The organism is Brevundimonas sp. GW821-FHT12C05 (assembly GCF_058807475.1).
In genome coordinates this window covers 1,129,032-1,149,542 of sequence record NZ_JBXAQS010000001.1, presented here as the reverse complement: position 1 = coordinate 1,149,542, position 20,511 = coordinate 1,129,032, and the positions used below count along the sequence as shown (strand labels likewise).

21 protein-coding genes are annotated in these 20,511 nt (G+C 69.0%); 15 read left to right on the top strand and 6 right to left on the bottom strand.

Annotated elements, in window-relative coordinates; translation table 11 throughout:
- Positions 1 to 48: 48 nt before the first annotated feature.
- From AC1RRF_RS05320 to alr, 4 genes are all read left to right on the top strand, one after another.
- On the top strand, positions 49 to 2,193 hold the full coding sequence (locus AC1RRF_RS05320; protein ID WP_492833419.1) for a DEAD/DEAH box helicase: 2,145 nt from the start codon (positions 49 to 51) through the stop codon (positions 2,191 to 2,193).
- A 123-nt stretch (positions 2,194 to 2,316) separates the two neighbouring features.
- Positions 2,317 to 3,399 (top strand): ABC transporter ATP-binding protein, encoded by a 1,083-nt coding sequence (locus AC1RRF_RS05315; RefSeq protein ID WP_492833418.1) that lies wholly within the window; start codon positions 2,317 to 2,319, stop codon positions 3,397 to 3,399.
- 100 nt (positions 3,400 to 3,499) lie between these two features.
- Positions 3,500 to 3,739, top strand: a complete 240-nt coding sequence (locus AC1RRF_RS05310; RefSeq protein ID WP_492313237.1) for a hypothetical protein — start codon at positions 3,500 to 3,502, stop codon at positions 3,737 to 3,739.
- A gap of 114 nt (positions 3,740 to 3,853) precedes the next feature.
- Positions 3,854 to 4,891 carry an alanine racemase gene (gene alr, locus AC1RRF_RS05305; RefSeq protein WP_492833417.1) on the top strand — a complete coding sequence of 346 codons (1,038 nt, stop codon included), beginning with the start codon at positions 3,854 to 3,856 and terminating at the stop codon, positions 4,889 to 4,891.
- On the opposite strand, the gene AC1RRF_RS05300 is transcribed toward alr, so the two are convergent.
- The 3 genes from AC1RRF_RS05300 to AC1RRF_RS05290 are packed head-to-tail and all read right to left on the bottom strand — an operon-like array spanning position 4,888 to position 6,557.
- Positions 4,888 to 5,421 (bottom strand): hypothetical protein, encoded by a 534-nt coding sequence (locus AC1RRF_RS05300; RefSeq protein ID WP_492833416.1) that lies wholly within the window; start codon positions 5,419 to 5,421, stop codon positions 4,888 to 4,890. The genes alr and AC1RRF_RS05300 overlap by 4 nt on opposite strands.
- 10 nt (positions 5,422 to 5,431) lie before the next feature.
- The gene (locus AC1RRF_RS05295; protein ID WP_492833415.1) at positions 5,432 to 5,956 is read right to left on the bottom strand and encodes an RICIN domain-containing protein; all 525 of its coding nucleotides are present in this window, start codon (positions 5,954 to 5,956) and stop codon (positions 5,432 to 5,434) included.
- 10 nt (positions 5,957 to 5,966) lie between these two features.
- Entirely contained in the window at positions 5,967 to 6,557 is a 591-nt protein-coding gene (locus AC1RRF_RS05290) for an RICIN domain-containing protein (protein ID WP_492833414.1), read from the bottom strand.
- 153 nt (positions 6,558 to 6,710) lie between these two features.
- On the opposite strand from AC1RRF_RS05290, the gene radA reads away from it, so the two are divergent.
- From radA to AC1RRF_RS05235, 11 genes are all read left to right on the top strand, one after another.
- Positions 6,711 to 8,087, top strand: a complete 1,377-nt coding sequence (gene radA, locus AC1RRF_RS05285; protein WP_492833413.1) for a DNA repair protein RadA — start codon at positions 6,711 to 6,713, stop codon at positions 8,085 to 8,087.
- A 65-nt stretch (positions 8,088 to 8,152) separates the two neighbouring features.
- Positions 8,153 to 8,794, top strand: coding sequence for a hypothetical protein (locus tag AC1RRF_RS05280; RefSeq protein ID WP_492833412.1), 642 nt, complete (start codon positions 8,153 to 8,155; stop codon positions 8,792 to 8,794).
- Positions 8,795 to 8,897: 103 nt separating this feature from the next.
- Positions 8,898 to 9,494 (top strand): CvpA family protein, encoded by a 597-nt coding sequence (locus tag AC1RRF_RS05275; protein WP_492833411.1) that lies wholly within the window; start codon positions 8,898 to 8,900, stop codon positions 9,492 to 9,494.
- A 28-nt stretch (positions 9,495 to 9,522) separates the two neighbouring features.
- Complete coding sequence (purF, locus tag AC1RRF_RS05270) at positions 9,523 to 11,037, top strand: amidophosphoribosyltransferase (protein WP_492833410.1); 1,515 nt, start codon at positions 9,523 to 9,525, stop codon at positions 11,035 to 11,037.
- Between the two features lie 6 nt (positions 11,038 to 11,043).
- A complete protein-coding gene (locus AC1RRF_RS05265; RefSeq protein ID WP_492833409.1) occupies positions 11,044 to 11,388 on the top strand; it encodes a VOC family protein in 345 nt (114 codons plus the stop codon).
- A 48-nt stretch (positions 11,389 to 11,436) separates the two neighbouring features.
- On the top strand, positions 11,437 to 12,189 hold the full coding sequence (locus AC1RRF_RS05260; RefSeq protein WP_492833408.1) for an SDR family NAD(P)-dependent oxidoreductase: 753 nt from the start codon (positions 11,437 to 11,439) through the stop codon (positions 12,187 to 12,189).
- An 8-nt stretch (positions 12,190 to 12,197) separates the two neighbouring features.
- Positions 12,198 to 13,004 (top strand): AraC family transcriptional regulator, encoded by an 807-nt coding sequence (locus AC1RRF_RS05255; protein ID WP_492833407.1) that lies wholly within the window; start codon positions 12,198 to 12,200, stop codon positions 13,002 to 13,004.
- Between the two features lie 31 nt (positions 13,005 to 13,035).
- Positions 13,036 to 14,157, top strand: coding sequence for a serine hydrolase domain-containing protein (locus AC1RRF_RS05250; protein WP_492833406.1), 1,122 nt, complete (start codon positions 13,036 to 13,038; stop codon positions 14,155 to 14,157).
- Between the two features lie 84 nt (positions 14,158 to 14,241).
- Positions 14,242 to 14,913 (top strand): hypothetical protein, encoded by a 672-nt coding sequence (locus AC1RRF_RS05245; RefSeq protein WP_492833405.1) that lies wholly within the window; start codon positions 14,242 to 14,244, stop codon positions 14,911 to 14,913.
- A complete protein-coding gene (locus tag AC1RRF_RS05240; RefSeq protein WP_492833404.1) occupies positions 14,913 to 15,794 on the top strand; it encodes a LytR/AlgR family response regulator transcription factor in 882 nt (293 codons plus the stop codon). Before AC1RRF_RS05245 ends, AC1RRF_RS05240 begins: the two co-directional genes overlap by 1 nt.
- A 32-nt stretch (positions 15,795 to 15,826) precedes the next feature.
- Positions 15,827 to 16,501: a hypothetical protein gene (locus AC1RRF_RS05235; RefSeq protein ID WP_492833403.1), complete on the top strand. Its 675-nt coding sequence runs from the start codon at positions 15,827 to 15,829 to the stop codon at positions 16,499 to 16,501.
- 3 nt (positions 16,502 to 16,504) lie between these two features.
- On the opposite strand, the gene der is transcribed toward AC1RRF_RS05235, so the two are convergent.
- The 3 genes from der to AC1RRF_RS05220 are packed head-to-tail and all read right to left on the bottom strand — an operon-like array spanning position 16,505 to position 20,417.
- Positions 16,505 to 18,127, bottom strand: a complete 1,623-nt coding sequence (gene der, locus AC1RRF_RS05230; protein WP_492313249.1) for a ribosome biogenesis GTPase Der — start codon at positions 18,125 to 18,127, stop codon at positions 16,505 to 16,507.
- A gap of 32 nt (positions 18,128 to 18,159) precedes the next feature.
- Positions 18,160 to 19,575, bottom strand: coding sequence for a PQQ-like beta-propeller repeat protein (locus AC1RRF_RS05225; RefSeq protein ID WP_492833402.1), 1,416 nt, complete (start codon positions 19,573 to 19,575; stop codon positions 18,160 to 18,162).
- 23 nt (positions 19,576 to 19,598) lie between these two features.
- Entirely contained in the window at positions 19,599 to 20,417 is an 819-nt protein-coding gene (locus tag AC1RRF_RS05220; protein WP_492833401.1) for a tetratricopeptide repeat protein, read from the bottom strand.
- Positions 20,418 to 20,511 lie beyond the last annotated feature (94 nt).

Sequence of the window (20,511 nt, the reverse complement as noted above, 5' to 3'; positions counted from 1 at the left end):
GCCGGAATGGCTGGCGCGCGCCGCGTCGGCGCCCTACGGACCCTGCCCATGCCCTTCCCCGCCAGCCATCCCGCGCTTGACCGCGCGCTTTCCGAACGCGGCTATGCCGAGCCCACCCCCGTCCAGGCCGCCGTGCTGGAGGCCGAGCAGGGCCGCGACCTGCTGGTCTCGGCCCAGACCGGCTCGGGCAAGACCGTGGCCTTCGGCCTGGCCCTGGCCCCCACCCTGCTGGGCGAGGCCGAGAAATTCGCCGAGTTCGGCGCCCCCGTCGCCCTGGTGATCGCGCCGACGCGCGAACTGGCGCTGCAGGTGTCGAACGAACTGCAGTGGCTGTACGCCCAGACGGGCGCGCGAATCGTCTCGTGCGTCGGCGGCATGGATCCCAAGACCGAGCGCCGTCAGCTGGATCGCGGCTGCCATATCGTCGTCGGCACGCCCGGCCGCCTGCGCGACCACGTCGAGCGCGGCGCGCTGGACCTGTCGACGCTGCAGGCCGTCGTGCTGGATGAAGCCGACGAAATGCTGGACATGGGCTTCCAGGAAGACCTGACCTTCATCCTCGACGCCGCCCCGGCCGAGCGCCGGACCCTGCTGTTCTCGGCGACGCTGGCGCGCGACATCGTGCAACTGGCCAAGACCTATCAGAAGGACGCGCTGCGGATCGACACGGTCGCCGGCGCCGGCTCGCACGCCGACATCGAATACAAGGCCATCCGCGTCGCCCCGAACGAGGTCGAACTCGCGGTCGTCAACGTGCTCCGCTACTTCGAAGCGCCCGGCGCTCTGGTGTTCGCCAACACGCGCGAACGGGTGAAGCACCTGACCTCGTCCCTGCGCGAGCGCGGCTTCTCGGTCGTCGGCCTGTCCGGCGAACTGACCCAGAGCCAGCGGTCGGAAGCCCTGCAGGCCCTGCGCGACGGACACGCTCGCGTCTGCGTCGCCACCGACGTGGCCGCCCGCGGCCTCGATCTGCCCGATCTGGGGCTGGTCATCCACGCCGAGATCCCGGTCAACAAGGCCGGCCTGCTGCACCGTTCGGGCCGTACCGGCCGCGCCGGCAAGAAGGGCGTCTCGGTCCTGCTGGTCAGCTATACGCGCCGCCGCAAAGTCGAGCTGATGCTGGGTTCGGCCGGGATCAAGGCCGAGTGGTCGGGTCCGCCCTCTGCCGAGATGATCCAGGAGAACGATCGCAAGCGCATGCTGGCCGATCCGGTTCTGACCGCGCCGATCGACGACGAAGACACCCTGGCTCTCGGCCGTCAGCTGCTCGAGAAGAGCTCTCCCGAGCAGGTCGCCGCCGCCCTGATCCGCCTCTATCAGCAGAAGCTGCCCGCGCCGGAAGACGTCTATGACGACGATCGGATGAAGCGTCAGCAGGAGAGCGGCAAGAACGACAAGGGCCAGCCGGACGTCCCGTATACGGACTTCGCCCGCGGCGGGGACATGGCCTGGTTCCGCATCAATATCGGTCGCGACAAGAACGCCGACCCGAAATGGCTGATGCCGACCATCTGCCGTCTGGGTCACGTGACCAAGCGCGACATCGGCGCGATCAAGATCTTCGACCGCGAGACCAAGTTCGAGATCACCGAGGAGATGAAGGCCAAGTTCGAGGCCGCCATCGCCCAGGGTCTGGAAGACGGCGTGAAGATCGAGCCGGCAGTCAAGCCGGGACCGTCCGAGAAGCCGGTCAGCCGTTGGGACAAGAAGCCCGCCGGCGGCGGCGATCGTCCCGACAAGAAGCCCTGGAAGGCGCGCGAAGAGGGCGGCGACAAGCCGGCCTGGAAGCCGCGCGAGGACCGTCCCGAGGGCGCCAAGAAGCCTTGGGTCAAGCGCGAGGACGGCGACAAGCCGGCCTGGAAGGCCCGCGAAGATCGTCCGCAGGGCGACGCGCCCAAGAAGCCCTGGGTCAAGCGTCATGACGCCGCCCCGGCCGCCGAGGGCAAGAAGCCCTGGGTCAAGCGCACGCCGGACAGCCCGACTCCTCCCGGCAAGAAGCCGTGGGTGAAGAAGCCGGCCGCCGAGGGCAAGACGCCCTGGACGCCGCGATCGGACGCCGAAGCCGCTCCAGCCGCCGCCGGCGACAAGCCTTGGAAGGGCAAGCCCAAGGGCGGCGACCGTCCCTGGGCGGCCAAGGACGCGCGCGGCAAGCCGGCCGCGAGCAAGCCGTTCAAGCCCAAGGGTCCCCGGTAACTCCGGGGCCCACGCCGCCCTGCGTCGCCTTGCGCCGCGACTGTAACCGTTTACGGTGACGTCGAAATCGGCTCGAACGGCGGCCAACGCCGCGAGTCGGGCGACAAGAAACGGGCAGGAAACATGGCGGACGTCCGGCTGACCGGCGTGACGAAGCGGTTCGGGACGACCGAGGTGCTGAAGGGAATCGATCTCGAGATCGAGGACGGCGAGTTCGTGGTCTTCGTCGGCCCCTCGGGCTGCGGCAAGTCCACCCTGCTGCGCACCATCGCGGGCCTGGAAGAGGCCTCGGGCGGCGAAATCGCCATCGGCGGACGCAAGGTCAACGACCTGTCCCCGTCGGACCGGGGCATCGCCATGGTGTTCCAGTCCTACGCGCTCTATCCGCACATGAGCGTCTATGAAAACATGGCCTTCGGGCTGAAACTTGCGAAGGCGGACAAGGCGGAGATCGACCGCCGGGTGCGCGCCGCCGCCGAGACGCTGAACATCACCGACTATCTGGAGCGCAAGCCCAAGGCCCTGTCGGGGGGCCAGCGCCAGCGCGTCGCCATCGGTCGGGCCATCGTGCGCGAGCCGCAGGTCTTCCTGTTCGACGAGCCCCTGTCCAACCTCGACGCCGCCCTGCGGGTGCGCATGCGCTACGAGTTCGCCGGGCTGCACGAGCGGCTGAAGACGACCATGATTTACGTCACCCACGACCAGGTCGAGGCCATGACGCTGGCCGACCGGATCGTGGTGCTGAACGCGGGCGTGATCGAACAGGTCGGCGCGCCGATGGAGTTGTACGAGCGGCCCCGCAACCTGTTCGTCGCCGAGTTCATCGGCAGCCCGAAGATGAACCTGATCCCCGCCGAGATCGTCACCGCGACGGCGAAGGGCGCGACCGTGACGACGGCCGCGGGCGACACGCTGAAGGTGTCGGTGGACGCCTCCAACGCCGAGGTCGGCGACACGGTGACCCTCGGGATTCGGCCCGAACATCTGGCCCTGGGCGGCCCGACCGGTGGGATCCTGGCGCAGGTGACCTTCGCCGAGACCCTGGGTCACGCCACCTACGCCTATGCGACCTATGGCGAGACCGCCCTGACGGTGCAACTGCCCGGCGACGTCCGGCCCCAGACGGGCAAGGCCCTGGCGCTGGCGGTTCCCGCGGAGCAGGCGCATCTGTTCGACACCGGCGGGATCGCCTTCCCGCGCGCCTGACGATCCGCTCAGCCCCCCTGCGACAACAGCTGCAGGTTGAGACAACACTCAATCTGTGATGGTTATGGTGTGGGCGCTTTCGCCCTCAGGGAGGTTACCGATGAAGACCATCGCCAAACTCGCCTTCGCCGCGGCCATCGCCTTGGCGGCCGCCTCCGGAACCGCGACCGCGTCACCGCCGCCTGCCGCGACCTCGGGCCCCTGGGCCAGCGTTGCCTACCTCTCGGGCGGTCAGCTCGTGGGCGGCGCTCAGATCTACTGCGACACCGACCCTGTGACCTGGGGCAACACCACGACCTATGATTCCGAGGTCTGGACCTATTATTACATGTGCCCCTGATTTGACCGGCGGCGCCCCGGAAGGGGCGCCGTCCTTGCTCCGGACGCCGCCTTTTCCACGCTTGCCGCAACCACTCGTGTTGCATCGCACAAGCGGAGGCTTCTAGATGGCGGGATGCCCTCTCCGGCCACGCTGACCATCGACCTCAACGCGCTCGCCGCGAACTTCCACACCCTTCAGGCCGTGGGCGGCGCCCCCGTGCATCCCGTGGTCAAGGCCGACAGCTACGGCCTGGGCGCGGCGGCCTGCGCGACCAGGCTGGCGGCCGAGGGCGCGCGCACCTTCTTCGTCTCCCGCACCGCCGAGGGCGAGGCCCTGCGCAAGGCGCTGGGCGGCGGTCCCGAGATCTATGTGCTGGACGGCTGCCTGACCGGCCACGCCGGGCGGCTGGCGGCGGCGGACCTGCGGCCGGTGCTGAACACTCCAGCGCAACTGGCCGAATGGCGCGCCGCGAACGGCGGTCCGTCCGGCCTGCAGATCGACACCGGCATGAACCGGCTGGGTTTCCGCGTCGAGGATGCGCCCGAGCCGTTCGACGGTCTGGCACTGGTGCTGAGCCACCTGGCCTGCGCCGACGCGCCGGACGAGCCGATGAACGCCCGCCAGCGCGACGCCTTCGCGGCGGCGGCGCGGCGCTATCCGGGGACGGTGCGGTCGTTCGCCAATTCGGGCGGCGCCTTCCTGGGACCCGACTACGCCTTTGACGCCCTGCGCCCGGGTATCTGCCTGTACGGCGGCGGGCCGGAAGGCCGCCCCGATCCCCGCATCCGCGCGGTGGCGACGGTGGAGGCCGAGGTGCTGCAGGTGCGCGACGTGCCCGCGGGCGAAAGCGTCGGCTACTCGCAAGGCTTTCGCGCCGGTCGCCCCACGCGCATCGCCACTTGCGCGGCGGGCTACGCCGACGGCCTGCTGCGCAGCTACAGCCCCAAGGGCGAGGTCTTTGTCGGGGGTGAATTGCGCTCGATCCTCGGCCGCGTCTCGATGGACGTCTGCGCCGTCGATGTCAGCGGGCTGGAGGTCGCCGTCGGGGACCGCGTCGAGCTGTACGGCCCCAACCGGATGATCGACGACGCGGCGACGGCGGCGGGGACGATCAGCTACGAACTGCTGACCTCGATCACCGCCCGCGTGCCGCGCCTCTACGTCGGCTAGACCGCCTCGGCGCGCCAGATCTGGTTGGCGCCGCCATGCCACGGATAGAGGATGATGGGCGTCCGGTCCTCGGTCCGCTCCTCGTAGATGTCCACGACCTGGCTGCGATCCGGGAGGTTGAGGGCGAACCAGCAGCCGTCGACGAAATCGACGGTGAACTGGCAGGTCTGGCCGCCGTCCGACATGACCATGAACGGGGCGTAGTTGTCGCGGATGCCCAATACGCCGCCGCCCCATTCCAGGACGCAATCCAGATCGCCCGCCCAGCCCAGGCTGAAGAGCTCAGGCGTGTCCGGCATCATCGCCGCGACGAATATGGTCGATTCCGGATCACCCAACGACAGGCGCTGGACGCCGAATTGGGTGAGAAATTTCGGCCGAACGAGCGGAATGGGACTCTCGACGACCGGAGGCGGGTTGATCGTCGCATGGACGCCCATGGCGATGTCCGGATCCATGTAGGAGATCAGCCGGATGCGCCGGTTGTTCGAGAACTCCGAAATCTCGGTGAGATTGCCGGCCGCGTCCATATCGATCTCCTCAGGCGACGGCTTCCGCGCGCCAGATCTGGTTGGAGCCGCCGTTCCACGACCACGGGATGATCGCCGTGCGCTCGTCCGTGTGTTCGCCCGCGATATCCGCGACCTGGTCGTGATCCGGATTGTTGAGCGCGAACCAGCAGCCGTCGACGAAATCGATCGTGAAACGGGTCGAGGGATCGCCCGACATGTCATCCATCGGAACGCGGTCGTTCGACAACCTGAAGCCCCCGTCTCCCCAGACCAGAAGACATCCGGGATCGGCGGCCCAGCCGAGCGTGAACGTGCCGCCCGGCGCAGCCTCGGCGACGAGGACGGTCGCGCCGTCATCCCCCAGCGACATTCGCCGCACCCCGATGAAGTATTCCAGGGCCAAGGTTTCGACCTCGCCCATGAAGCCGCTTCCGCCGGACGGCCGCGCGGCGTGGAGTCCGAACGCGATGTCCGGGTCCATGTAGGAGATCAGCCGGACACGCCGGCCATTCGCGAACTCCGACAGGTCGGTCAGATTGCCGTAGGCGTCCATGACGGTCTCCTTAGCCGGGCTTGCCGGATTTGACGGGATTCGGCGCCGCCGACGCCGCCGGGGTGTCCGCGTTCGCCAGCGCGCCGCCGGCCGGTGGGACGAAGTCCACGTCCTGGGCCCGCCAGGTCTGGTTGCCGCCGCCGTTGGCCTGGAAGGCGATGATCGGGTTGTTCTCGCCCGTGCCGGACCCGCTGATATCGACGACCTGGCTGGAGCCGAAAGCGCTGAGCACGAACCAGGGCCCGTTCTGCCACTGGGCCTGGAACTCGGGATAGTAGGTGGGGTCTCCGTCGTCCGACGGGGAGATCGGCTCCAGCGTCAGACGGCCGGTGGAATCCCCCTCCATGGACAGAGCCTGGTTCGGGTCGCTGCCCCAGGCGAGGTAGAACATCCGGGATTTGCTGCCCTGCGCGACCCCGGCGATGAAGATCGTCTCGTTCGGACTGCCGTTCGACAACCGGTGCACGCCGACGCCCGACCAGCCGACATCGGTGCCGCCCGTCACTCCCATGGCAACGTCGGGATCGAGGTAGGAGATCAGGCGGATGCGCCGGCCGGTGAGGAATTCGTCGTCCGTCGTCAGGTTACCGAAAGCGTCCATGACCGATCCTCCCTGCGAGAGAACAACGATACACCGATGCAAAGGCAAAGCTAGCGGCTCGCGTGTAGCGCCGATCGGTGGGTACGTCAGAATTGGTCGTAGGCGGGCGAACGCCCCCTGCCCCGCCTCCACCGACTCCTGTAAGCCAACCGCATGGCGAGAGACGGCGCGATCTATGTTTGTCAGTCCTGCGGGGCGGTCCACGGCAAGTGGTCCGGCCAGTGCAGCGCATGCGGGCAGTGGAACTCCATCGTGGAGGAAAGCCGCGCGGCGCCGCCGGGCGCGCTGAAGCCCGCGTCCAACAGCCGGGCGCGGGGGCTGACGTTCGAGACCCTGCAGTCCGATAACCCGGAACCGCCGCGCATCGTCACCGGCGTGGCCGAGTTCGACCGGGTCTGCGGCGGCGGCGTGGTGCCGGGCTCCGCCATCCTGCTGAGCGGCGACCCCGGCGTCGGCAAGTCCACCCTGCTGCTGGACGTGGCCGGACGCGCGGCGCTGGCGGGCAAGCGGGTGGCCTATATCTCGGGTGAGGAGGCGGTGGAGCAAATCCGCTCACGCGCCCGCCGCATGGGACTGGAGAAGGCCCCGGTCGAGCTGGCCTCGGCCACGGCGCTGCGCGAGATTCTCGGGACGCTGAAGCGCGAGAAATTCGACATCGTCATCGTCGATTCCATCCAGACCCTGTGGTCCGATGCCCATGAGGCGGGACCGGGGTCGGTGACTCAGGTCCGCGCCTGCGCCAGCGAGATGGTGCGGCTGGCCAAGTCGGGCGGGCCCGCCGTGATCCTGGTCGGCCACGTGACCAAGGACGGCCAGGTCGCCGGGCCGCGCGTGGTCGAGCATATGGTCGACGCCGTCCTCAGCTTCGAGGGCGAGCGCGGCTATCCCTTCCGCATCCTGCGCGCGGGCAAGAACCGCTTCGGCGCCACCGACGAGATCGGGGTGTTCGAGATGGGCGACGGCGGCTTGCGCGAGGTCAGCAATCCGTCGGCCCTGTTTCTCGGCGAGGGCACGGACCGCGCCCCCGGCGTGGCGGTCTTCGCCGGCATCGAGGGCTCGCGCCCCGTGCTGGTCGAGATGCAGGCGCTGGTGTCGAAGTCCGCCTACGGCACGCCGCGCCGGGCCGTGGTCGGTTGGGACACCGGGCGTCTGGCCATGGTGCTGGCCGTCCTGGAGGCGCGCTGCGGCATCGGCTTCGGCGATCAGGACGTCTATCTGAACGTAGCGGGCGGGCTGCGCATCAACGAGCCGGCGGCCGATCTGGCGGCCGCCGCGGCCCTGATCAGCTCGGCCATGGACGTGCCCCTGCCGCAGGGTTGTGTCGTCTTCGGCGAGATCAGCCTGTCGGGCGAGCTGCGCGCCGTGGGCCGGGCCGAGGCCCGCCTGCGCGAGGCCCGGAAACTGGGCTTCGACATGGCCCTGTCGCCCCCGCTGACGGTCAAGGACCGGGGCGTGAAGGCCGCCTCAGTCAGCCGCCTGTCGGAAGCGGTCGATAGAATCTCGCAAAACCGCTACGGTGAGACCCGATAGGCGCCCTCCCCGCGTCCGGCGCCCGTCGAACAGTTCCAACCCTTCCTGATGGAGCGACTGGCGTAATGGTATCCAAGCATTTCGCAATCCCCGCCCTGGCGGTGATCCTGCTGGCCGGTTGCGGCCAGAACGCGGACAAGGCCGAGAGCGGCGCCCCCGCCGACGCCGCGGCTCCCGCGGCCGCCGCACCGACCGCCGCCGCCCCGGCCGCGGCGTTCGACATCACCAAGATTCCGGTTTCGACCGCGGCGCTGGGGGCCTTCCCCTACATCACCCTGCCCGCCGGATACGTGGACGGCGGCGGGAAGACCCAGGATCTGGCCCGCTTCCCATTCTGGACCGGAACCGCGTTCGAATTCGTGGAGGGCAAGGTCTATCAGGCCGGCATCCAGCCCGCCGAGGGTAAGACCTTCTCCAAGCTTGAACTCCAGCGCGGCATCGAGCGTCAGGTCCTGGCCGCAGGCGGCGTGAAGGTCACCGAAAGCCAGATCCCGACCTCAGCGTCCGATACGCTGAGCAACGATGTGAAGGTCGGCATGATCGACGGGCTGGGCGACATCTACAACGATGCGACCACGACTTATGTGATCCGCCGGGCGGACCGGAACATCTGGGTGCATGTCGTGCCCAGCATGTACGGCGGCGCCTGGACCATCGCCGAGACCGAACCCGCGCCGGCCCCGCCCGCCGCGGCGCCCGCAGCCTGATCCCAAGAGCGCGCCGTCGGACCGACCGGCGGCGCGCCTCGCGGAGGGCATCGAACGAATCTCGCGGAACGGCTATGATGAGCCTCTCCAGTCCCGAGCGCCCATGACCGGTTTCGACGTTTTCGCCATACTGGTCATCCTCGCCTCTGCCGGCGCCGGCTGGGTGCGCGGTGCGACGCGCGAGATCATCACCCTGCTCAGCTTCGTGCTGGCGGCCTTCATCGCCCTGGTCGCCCTGCCGCTGACGGCGCCGATCGGGCGCAGCCTGGTCGATCCGGACTGGGCCGGGACGATCCTGTCCGCCGTCGGCTCCTTCCTACTGATCTATTTCGGCATCCGCATCTTCGGATCCTTCCTGTCGAAGCGAGCGCAGGCCCATCCGCAGCTGGGCGGCGTGGACCGGTTCCTGGGCGTCTTCGTCGGCTCGGCCCGCGCCCTGGTGCTGCTGGGGGCGATCCATCTGGTGATCGTGGCGGCCATGCCGGGCGAGAAGACGCCGCGCTGGTTGAGCGAGGCCGCCCTGCGGCCGGCGACGGCGGGCGCCGCGCGGTTGATCCAGATCATTCTTCCCGGCATCGGACGCGGCGCTGACGCGTTGACGCCGGTAGTCAGTTCGTCCGTGAGCAAAGGGTTTTCGGACGATGAAGCCTTGCCCTCGCCCCAAACAAGCAATACTTCGCCGCCGTCCGCCGCCCGCTAGCGTTCCCCTGCTTCATCGGAGCCCCACGATGAGCCGCCTCGACCATTCCATCGCCGCCCCGGTTGTCCACCGGGAGCACCATCGCGACGCCGACGACGACCGTCCGCGTCTGGAATGCGGGGTCTGCGGGGTCTGGGGCGCGGAGCAGGACGAAGCCTCCGCCGTCGTCGCCCTGGGCCTGCACGCCCTGCAGCATCGCGGCCAGGAAGCCTGCGGCATCGCCAGCGTCCACGACGCGCGCTTCTACACCGAACGTCACATGGGTCTGGTGGGCGAGGCCTTCGGCGGGACCAACCTGGCCGAGCGGATGCCGGGTTCGGCGGCCGTGGGCCACACGCGCTACTCCACCGCCGGCGGCAGCTTCCTGCGCAACATCCAGCCGATGTTCGCCGACCTGGACCAGGGCGGAATCGCCGTGGCCCACAACGGCAACCTGACCAATTTCAAATACCTGCATAGCCAACTTGTCTCGGAAGGCGCGATCTTCCAGTCGACGTCGGACTCCGAGGTGATCCTTCACCTGATCGCCCGCAGCCGTAAGGCCAAGATCATCGACCGCTTCATCGACGCCATCGGCCGGATCGAGGGCGGCTACGCCCTAGTCTGCCAGACCCGGTCCAAGATGATCGGCGCGCGCGATCCGCTGGGCATCCGCCCGCTGGTGCTGGGCCGTCTGGGCGACGCCTGGGTGCTGGCCTCCGAGACCTGCGCCCTGGACACCATCGGCGCGACCTTCGAGCGCGACGTGGAGCACGGCGAGGTCATCGTGATCGATCACGAGGGCCTGCGCTCGCTGAAGCCCTTCCCGACCAAGGCGGCGCGTCCCTGCCTGTTCGAGTACGTCTACTTCGCCCGCCCCGACAGCGTCGTGAACGGCAAGTCGGTCTATGAGGTGCGCAAGCGCATGGGTCGCGGCCTGGCGCGTGAGCATGCGGTCGAGGCCGACGTGGTGGTCCCCGTGCCCGATTCCGGCGTCCCGGCGGCGCTCGGCTACGCGCAGGAAAGCGGCATTCCCTATGAGATGGGGATCATCCGCAGCCACTATCTGGGCCGCACCTTCATCCAGCCCAGCCAAGGCGCCCGGCAGAAGGGCGTGCGCATGAAGCATAGCCCCAACAAATCGGTCCTCGCCGGCAAGCGGGTCGTGCTGATCGACGACTCCATCGTGCGCGGCACCACCTCGGTGAAGCTGGTGCGCGCCGTGCGCGCCGCGGGCGCCACCGAGGTTCACCTGCGCTCGGCCTCGCCGCCGATCCTGTACCCGGACTTCTACGGCATCGACATGCCGGAGCGGGACCAGCTGATCGCCGCCAACAAGACGCTGGAAGAGATGCGGGCCTATCTCGAGGTCGACTCGCTGGGCTTCCTGTCGGTCGACGGCCTGTACGGCGCCATGGAGGCCGGGAAACGGGACGATCGCAACCCGCAGTTCACGGACCACTACTTCACCGGCGACTATCCGACCCGCCTGCTGGACCGGGAGATCGAGGAAGGCGGCCGCGAGGACAACACGCGGCAACTTTCGCTGCTGGTGAGCGCTTAAGGACCTATGGTCCAGCTCGGCTATTTCACCCTCGACACTCTCGATATCGAAAAGGCCCGGGCCTTCTACGGTGCCCTGTTCGGCTGGCGGTTCGACGAGGCCGCCTCCGGCCCGACCTATGCCCATGTGGCCGACAGCGACCCAGCCTTCGGCTTCACCAAGGTCGAGCGCGCCCGGGACTTCGCCCACCTGTATTTTCGCGTCGATGACGTGGACGCCCTGTGCAAGCGGGTGACGGAATTAGGCGGCAAGGCCGCGGTCCCGTCGGACAGCGCCTCGGGCCGCAGCGTGGTGGTGTCCGACGATCAGGGCGTCAGCTTCAGCCTGTGGCGTCCCGCCGCCGGGTTCTGACGCCGGTTTCGCTTCCGGTCTGCCTGAGGCCGCGCTATCAGGCGCGCCATGACCGACCTTCCCCTGAAAGACCGCATCGCCCTCGTCGTCGGGGCCTCGCGCGGCATCGGCTATGAGAGCGCGCTGGCGCTGGCCAAGGCCGGGGCGCATGTGATCGCCACCGCGCGCACCGTGGGCGGGCTGGAGGATCTCGACGACGCCATCTATGCGGCCACCGGCCAGCACGCGACCCTGATCCCGTTCGACCTGGTGGACGGCGGCGGCATCGACCGCATGGGCGGCGCCCTGTACGAGCGTTTCGGCAAGCTGGACATCTGGGTGCAGGCCGCCGCCACCATGGGCGCCGAAGGCCTGACGCCGGTGTCGAACGCCGACCCGCGCGGCTTCGCCAAGATCGAGAAGACCAACTTCACCGCCGTCTATCGCCTGATCCGTTCGCTGGAGCCGCTGCTGCGGGCGTCCGACGCCGGGCGCGTGATCCACCTGACCACCAGCGTGGCGACCGCGCCCCGCGCCTTCTGGGGCGCCTACGCCGCGACCAAGGCGGGGGCCGAGGCGCTGATGAAATGCTGGGCCGACGAGATCGAGTCCATGCCGATCCGCGTCTCCATCGTCGATCCGGGCCGGATGCGCACCCAGCTGCGCGCCCAGGCCTATCCGGGCGAGGATCCGGAGCAGAACATCCATCCCTCGGCCATCGGTCCGCTGGTGGTCGAACTGGCGCGCGGCGACCTGAGCCCGCCGCTGACCGTCAGCTTCAAGGAATGGAACGCGGCGCCGGGGGCGTCGGCGCTGGTCTGAGGCCAGGCATGGGCCCACTCCCGCACGGGCAATTCCTCGGAGACCTGAACCGCTCGGTCCAGGCGGGCGGGTTCAGCGTCGATCTGCGGGTGGCCAGCCTGCCTCCGGAGGCGGTGACCGAACACTCGCACGACAATGCGCATTTCATCCTGCCGCTGGCGGACGGGTACCGCAGCCTCGCGCGCGATCCGCTGGCCCCGGTCCGGACGCTCTTCGACGCCGGCAGCGCGATCTACAATCCGCCCGGCGTCGTGCATCGCGATTGCTTCGACGTCGCCGGCGGCCTCTTCCTGTCGGTCAGCGCCCCGGCCGACTTGCCGGCAGGCCTGTCCCACCCCGCCCTGCTCCGTGGCGAAGCCGAGACGGCCATGCGACGGCTCGTCGGCCTGAGCCTGCGCGCCGCGCCGGGCGATGAACTCGCCGTCGAGCAGGCTTCGCTCACCCTGGCCGATGCCGTGGTCCTGTCGCTCGAAGCCTCCCGCCACGCGCCCGACTGGCTCATCAGGGCCGTGGAAATGGTTGATGACCTCGCCTGCGCGCCAGGCCTGGAGATCCGCACGATCGCCGACGCGGTCGGGGTTCACCCGGTCTATCTGGCCCGAAGCTGGCGACGGCATCTCGGCCGCTCCCCCACCAGCGCGATCCGCCACCGGCGGGCCGATCACGCGACCCAGAGCCTGATCCGAAACATGGACCTGGCCGAGGCGGCGGCCGGGGCCGGCTATGCGGACCAGAGCCACATGACCCGGGAGTATTCGCGGATCTTCGGCACTACGCCGGGAGCGTTTCGCGCCGTGATCTCCGGACAGGTTTGATCTGTTCAAGACAGATCGGCCGGACCGTGGGATGCGACGTCTCCAACCCAAGGAGTTCTTCGTGCGCGCCATCGTCCTCGCCGTCTCGGCCCTTCTGCTGATCGCTTCGCCCGTCGAGGCGCAGACTGACGGCTGGAGGCCGGCGCCGCCCGCAGCTGAAAGCGCATCCGCCGCTGGCCTAACCGCCATGGACGCGGCCGTGCGGAACGGCGACTTCCAGCAGATCACCAGTGTCCTGATCAGCCGCAACGGCCGCCTGATCCATGAGACCTATTTCGACGACGGCGGCGCGGAAGCCCGGCGCAACACGCGATCCGCGACCAAGACCGTGACCGCCATGCTGGCGGGTGCGGCCGTCGCCCGGGGCGACCTGTCGGTCTCGACGCCGGTCGAGCCGCTGATCGCCTCCTGGGGCCCGTTCGATAATCCTGACCCGCGCAAGGCCCGGATCACGGTCGAGGACCTGCTGACCATGAGCTCATTGCTGGAATGCGACGACGACAACCAGTTCTCACGCGGAAACGAAGAACGGATGTATCTGATTGAGAATTGGGTAAAATTCGCATTCGACCTGCCGGTTCGAGGCTTCCCTGCCTGGGCGCCGCGGCCCGAGGCGTCGCCATACGGGCGCGCCTTCAGCTATTGCACCGCCGGGGTGACGGCGCTGGGCGCCGCGATCCAGTCGGCGACGGGACAACCGCTCCAGACCTTCGCCCACGATGTCCTGTTCGCCCCCCTGCAGATCGAGGGGGAGGAATGGCAGTTCTCGCCCATGGGCCTGGCGCAGGGCGGCGGCGGCCTAAGCCTGCGCAGCCGCGATCTTCTCAAGCTAGGCCAGCTGTTGCTGGACGGAGGGCGCTGGAACGGGACGCAGGTCCTGCCTGAGGCGTGGGTCGGGGCGATGACCTCCCCTCACGCCAGCGTCGACCCCCAACGCGGCGACTATGGCTATCTGACCTGGCTGCCGACCTACACGGTCGCGGGACGTCCCATGAAGGCCTTCGCCATGGCCGGGACCGGCGGCAACAAGGTCGTGGTCGTGCCGGAACTGAACGCCGTCGTCGTCGTCACCACCACCAACTACAACGTCCGCAATCCGCACGGCCTCGCGGACGCCCTCATCGCGAACCACGCCCTGGCGGCGCTGAACTGACAGTTTGGCTGCGCTTGATCCCGGCGAGCCGCGGTTCGTCCCCGCGGGATTGAAGGGCGGACGGCCGGGCGGCGTGATGGCGGCATGTCCATCTATCCCACGCTCCTCGCCGTCCACATCGCCGCCGGGCTCGGCACGGTCCTGATCGGGGCCGCGCCGATCCTGACGCGCAAGGGCTCGCGCCTCCACCGTCGGACGGGGCGGATCTTCGCTGTCCTGATGGCGGTCCTGCTGGCCTGCGCCTGGGCGATGACCGCCCTGAAGATGAACACCTATCTGCTGGCGCTGTCGGCCTCGGCGAGCCTGACCCTGTTCTCGGGCCTGCGGGTGCTGGGCCGCAAGCGCCCCGATCTGCGGCGCACGGACCGGGCGACAGCGCTGGACTGGATCGTAACCCTGGCGCTGGCGAGCGTGGGGCTGATCATTCTGGCCCTGGTCCTGACAGGCCGAAGCAGCGGCCCGCCGGCGATCTCGATCGCCCTGGTCTATGCGGCGCTCAGCATGGGCGGCTGGGACGTATGGCGCTTCCTGCGTCCGGCCGACTGGCCCTTCAGTCCCGAGTTGTGGCGGTATGAGCATCTGTGGAAGATGCTCGGCGCATACTCGGCGGTGCTGAGCGCCTTCTCGGGCAATTTCCTGAGGTTCGTCCCTCCGCCGTGGAGCGCCCTTTGGCCGACGCTGTTGTTCCAGACACTGACCGCGATCTGGATCGCCGGGCTGGTCCTGCAGCGCCGACGTCGGCTCACAGCCGCCTGATGCGCGACTTGCGCCGCATCCCATTCGGCGTCGGGCTGGGCCTGTTCGCGGCCTACAGCTATGCGGCGACCACGGTGTCGGCGGCGTGGTTCGTGCGCCGGGACCACGGCGCGGACCTGCCCACATCGCTGCTTTGGGCGGGGTTGCTGTATGCGCCGAACGTCGCGACGGGGCTGCTGGTCTGGGCCGTGCTACGGCGGTTCGGGGCCGAGTGGCGGGCGATGGGCGTGCTGATCGCCCTGATGCCGCCCGCGGTCGTCGCGGCGGCCCTGACGATGACCGTCGCGGATGGAGCCATGCGCGGCGCGGGCTGGTCCGCCGCCGAGGTCATGGGCCGGAGCATCGACCGGCTGCCGGTCGCCATCCTGCTCTACACCGCTATCGGCGCGGCGGGCCTGGCGGCGGCGCATTGGCGCCGGGCGATCCGGCAGCGGGCCGAGATGGAGGTGCTGTCGGCGGCCCTGGCCGAGGCCCGTCGGGCCCAGTCCGATCCCCTCGCCCCGCCATCCGAGCGGCTGATGGTCGGGGTGGGCCGCGGCCGGGTTCCGGTCGCGGTCCAGGAGATCGAATGGATCGCTTCGGCGGGTAACTACGCCGTCGTCCGCTGGCGCGATCGCGAAGGCCTGCTGCGCGAGACCCTGCAGGTGCTGGAGACGCGTCTGGCCGCGCACGGCTTCGCCCGTAGCCACCGGTCGACGCTGGTCAACCTCGCGAGGGTCCGCGACCTGCGGCCGCTGGCCGACGGCGCCTGGCGGGTCAGGTTGGACAGCGGCGCCGAACTGATTGTCAGCCGGTCTTACAGAGACGGGTTCTTGGCGCGACTGGGACAAACCGGCTCCGCGAGTGAGGAGACGGCTCCCGGACGGCAAGGGCTGGTGTAGGCTGACCCGAACGCCGGAAAAGGAGACGAGGGATGACGAAGCTGACCGGGTTCGTCCGCCGCTACACCTCCATCTCGGCGGTCGTCCACATGCTGCGAAAGCAGGAGTTGCAACTGCTCGACCCCCAGAGCTGGGACGACCGGAACGACCGTTACTTCATGGCTCTGTACAAGGAGACCCGCCGGCTGGGCGGGCTCTACGGCCTGTGCGCCGCGCAATGCTCGGAGACCTATCACCACTGGCGGGTGTTCACCGGCACCTCGGACGGCGCCTGCGTGGAGCTGAACAGGCCGCTGTTGGAGGAAGCCCTGTCGGCGCTCGACGGCGTTCGCTTCGGCGAAGTCGACTACCTCAAGCTTCAGGACGTGGAACGGCTGACCGCCGCCGACGTGGACCGCCTGCCGTTCGTGAAGCGCGAGGGCTTCAGGGCCGAGGAAGAGTATCGGATCATCGCCGAGACCCGGGAACGCCAATGGCCCTCGCTCGGCATCCACATGCCGATCCGATGGGTCAATGCGGTCTATCTCAATCCGTGGCTGCCGCGTCCGATCGCGGACAGCGTGAAAGCGACCCTTCGGGAGCTGCCGGGTTGTTCCAAGCTGCGCGTGGTGCGCTCGGAGCTGATCGACAGCGGACGCTGGAAGCAGGCGGGCGACACCGTCGTGGGCCGTCCGAAAGCCAGGCCGCACCTCAAGCCCAAGGCCTGAGCCCTACTTCTTCGGCGCGTGCTTCTGCCCGGTGCGGATCCGCCCCGACCGCGACACCTGACGGGCGCCGCCCCGCGCGCCCTTCTGGACAGCGATGGACGAGCCGGCCTTCTTCGACGAACTGGCCTTCACGCCGGAGACGACCTTGGGCTGGTGCTTGCGGGTCTTCTTCTGCTCCAGCGCCTTGCCGGGCAGGTTGGACAGCATCTCGGCCTTCTCGGCCTTCTTGATGACCCGGCGCGGCGCGGTCTTGGCGTCGCCCTTGTAGCGTTCGGGTCCCGACTTGGAGCCGCCCTCCGCATAGGGGTTGTCGCCGCTGGACTTGACGATCAGTCGGATCGGCGTGCCCGGCAGGTCGAAGCTCTCGCGGATCGAGTTGACCAGGTAGCGCTTGTACTGCTCCGGCATCGACTCGGCGCGGCTGGCCATCAGCACGAAGGTTGGCGGACGGGCCTTGGTCTGGGCGATGTATTTGGGCTTGATGCGCTTGCCGTCGACGGCGGGCGGCGGGTGCCGTTGGGTCGCCATGGACAGCCAGGTGTTCAGGTCCTTGGTCTTCACCTTCACCGACCAGGTGTCATAGGCCTGGATCACGGCGGGCATCAGGCGCTCGACGCCGCGGCCCGAATGGGACGACAGGACCACGAAGGGCGTGCCCTTCAACTGGGGCAGCTTGTCCTCGGCCATGCTCTTCAGCTTGGCCATGCGCGCCTGAGGCTCTTCCTCAAGGTCCCATTTGGACGCGACATAGATCAGCGCCCGGCCCTCGCGCTCGACCAGATCGGCCAGCTGCAGGTCCTGGATGTCGAAGGCGTTGTCCTTGTCCATCATCAGGATGACCACCTCGGCGAAGGTGATGGCCCGGATGGTGTCGGCGACCGACAGCTTCTCCAGCTTCTCCTGCACCCGCGCCTTGCGGCGCATGCCGGCGGTGTCAACGAAGCGGATCGGGCGGCCTTCCCACTCCCAGTCGACCGAGATGGAGTCGCGGGTGATGCCGGCTTCCGGGCCGACCAGCAGGCGATCCTCGCCCAGCAGGCGGTTCACGAGGGTGGATTTACCCGCGTTCGGGCGGCCGATCACGGCGATGCGGATCGGCTTGTCAGCCTCTTCGACCTCTTCGATGAAGATGTCGGCCGAAGCGGCCAGAATAGCCTGGAACAGATCCGCCATGCCCTCGCCGTGCTCGGCGGAAATGGCCACGGGCTCGCCGAAACCCAGGGCGTGGGCCTCGCCGACCCCGCCGCCGCTCTCGCGGCTTTCGGCCTTGTTGGCCAGCAGGATGATCGGCTTGTGCACCTTGCGCAGCCGGTCGGCGAAGATGCGGTCCAGAGAGGTCACGCCCTCGCGGGCGTCCATCATGAACAGGATCAGCTCGGCGTCCTCGATGGCCGCTTCCGTCTGCTCGCGCATCCGGGCTTCGAGGCTGTCGTCGGTGACGTCCTCATAGCCGGCGGTGTCGATCAGCGTCAGGTCCATGTCGCCGATGTTGCCGTCCGCATAGCGGCGGTCTCGGGTCACGCCCGGGCGATCGTCGACCAGCGCCAGGCGCTTGCCGACGAGGCGGTTGAATAATGTCGACTTGCCCACGTTGGGGCGGCCGACGATGGCGACTTTGAGAGCCATGTCGGCCTTCTAACGCAGTTTGGGGGTTTCCGTCAGCGAATGCTGACGACGTCGCCCCGGTCGGTGAGCACATAGACCGAGCCGTTGTAGGCGGCCGGAGCGATGAAGGCGGGGCCACCGAGCTTGAGCGTCGCGGTCTGGAGGCCCGTCTTCGGGTCCAGGGCGACCAGCTCGCCGTCGGAGTTGACCAGCAGCAGGCGGTTGGACGCCAGCAGCGGGCCCGACCATGCCGGGGTGACGGTGCGATCCCAGAAGCCGAGGAAGCCGCCTTCCTGGCGGATGCGGCCCTCGTTGAGGTTGCGGGTCCAGTAAACCTGGCCGCTGTCGCGGTTGACGACGGTCAGTTCGCCGGTCTTGGACACGATATAGACCACGTCGCCGACCGGCAGGGGCGCATTGACCCCCGCGATCGGCAGCTGCCACTTCGGCTGACCCGAGCGGATGTCCATGGCCGACAGCACGCCGGAGTGGGCGACGGCGTAGACGATGCCGCGGCTGATCACGGGACGACCGGCGATGTCGCGGATTTCCGACAGGGCGCTGGTGCGGCTGGTGCGAGACAGGGTCTGGGTCCACAGCGACTGGCCGGTGGACGCGCGCAGGGCGCTCACTTCGCCCGAGGAGAACGGCGCGATCACCGTATCGCCGGTCACCGCCGGGCTGGAGGCGCGCATGATGCGGGCCGGCTCGGGGATGCCGCGATAGGCCCAATTCTGCTGGCCCGTGGCCGCGTCGAACGCCAGCATCTGGTTTTCTACATCGACGACGAAGACGCGGTTGCCCGCCACCGTCGGCGCGCCGTGGATCGGCACGTCAACCGGCGTGGTCCACAGCACCGCGCCCGACGCCTGATCCAGCGCGGTGATGGTGCGATAGCCCGAGGCGACGAAGACCTTGCCGCCGCCCACGGCGACGCCGCCGCCGAAGCCGCCGCCGGTCGAGGACCCGCCGATGCCGAAGAAGCCGCGACGGCCCTCGCGCTCGTCAGGCTTGATGTTGGCCTTCCAGGCGACCGCGCCGGTGGCGGCGTCGAGCGCCGACACGGTGGATTCGCCGTCCAGGACGAAGATGCGGCCGCTGTCGGCCACGATCGGCGCCATGACCTGGTGGGTGCGTCCGGAACCCGCGCCGATGCCCCGGCGCCAGGCGACGGTGAAATCGACGGCGCCGATCACGTGTTCGACCGAGTTGTCGGCCGATCCGCCCGGCTGGGTCCAGGCGGTCGCCGCCTGCGGCCCCGGAATGAAGAAGTCGCGACCCGACAGCGCGGCCGACGGCGCCAGCTGTTGCTCGTACTCCAGCACCGAGATGCGCTGGCCTTCCGTGGCGGTGGCGCCGGGAGCCTCCTTGCCGCCGAGGCCGAATGGCAGCGCACGGCGCACGGTGCCGCACGAGGCGACGGTCAGGGCGAGCCCGCACAGCAGGGCGACTTTAAGCACACGGTTCATGGCGAACGTCCTGGAAGCCGGGATCACGGGCGAGCCGGAGCGGCGGGCTGTGGGGTTGCAGGCTGCGGCGCGGCCGGAGCCTGTGCGGCGGTCGGAGCCTGCGCAGCGGCCGGAGCCTGCGCAGCAGCCGGACCGGCGGCGGCCGCGGCGGCCTGGGCGGTGGCCATCTGGCGGACGATCGCCTGGATGTTGGCGGCCCCACCCGATTCGATCGCGTCGAGGGCGAGCTGGGCGCGGCGGCTGACCACCTGAGGGGTGTCGAGGTCGTTCTTCAGGATCGCCAGCGCGTCCTTGGCCTCATTGACCTTGCCGTGCTGCAGCAGAGCCAGGGCCTCGGCTTCCTGGGCGAAGGCGCGGAACGGGCGCTTCTCGCCGGTCAGCGCCTTGGCGCGGGCCTGGATCTGTTCCAGCGTTTCGCTGTCCATGGCCAGCAGCAGCGCCTTGAAGGCGGCGGCGTCGGCGATGAGCGGATCACGCGAAGCCTTGGCGGCCTCGTCCATGAGAGTCAGGGCCTCGGCGTCGCGGCCGGCGTCCAGGGCGATGCCGGCGCGATGCTGCAGGGCCAGGCTCTTGTAGGCTCCGTTGCCCTCCTTCGCCGCCTGGGCGAAGGCGGCGTCGGCGCCGACCGGGTTGTTGGCCTGCATGGCTTCCAGGCCGCGCTCATAGGCGACCGAGGCCTTGTCGGCCTTGGACGTTTCCATCGACTGCCAGCCCCACCAGGACAGGGCGGCGATCAGGGCGACCAGAAGAATGCCGCCCACGACGGGCAGCCAGGTGCGGGCGAGACGCTTGTAGCGTTCGGAGCGAAGCTCCTCCTCGACCTGCTCGAAGACATCAGACACGGAACAGTCGCCCCCAGAAAACGGCGATCAGAGCCGTTGAATTTCAATCCGGCCGGACCCTAGACCATTTTTGCTTCAGGTCGGAACGACCTGA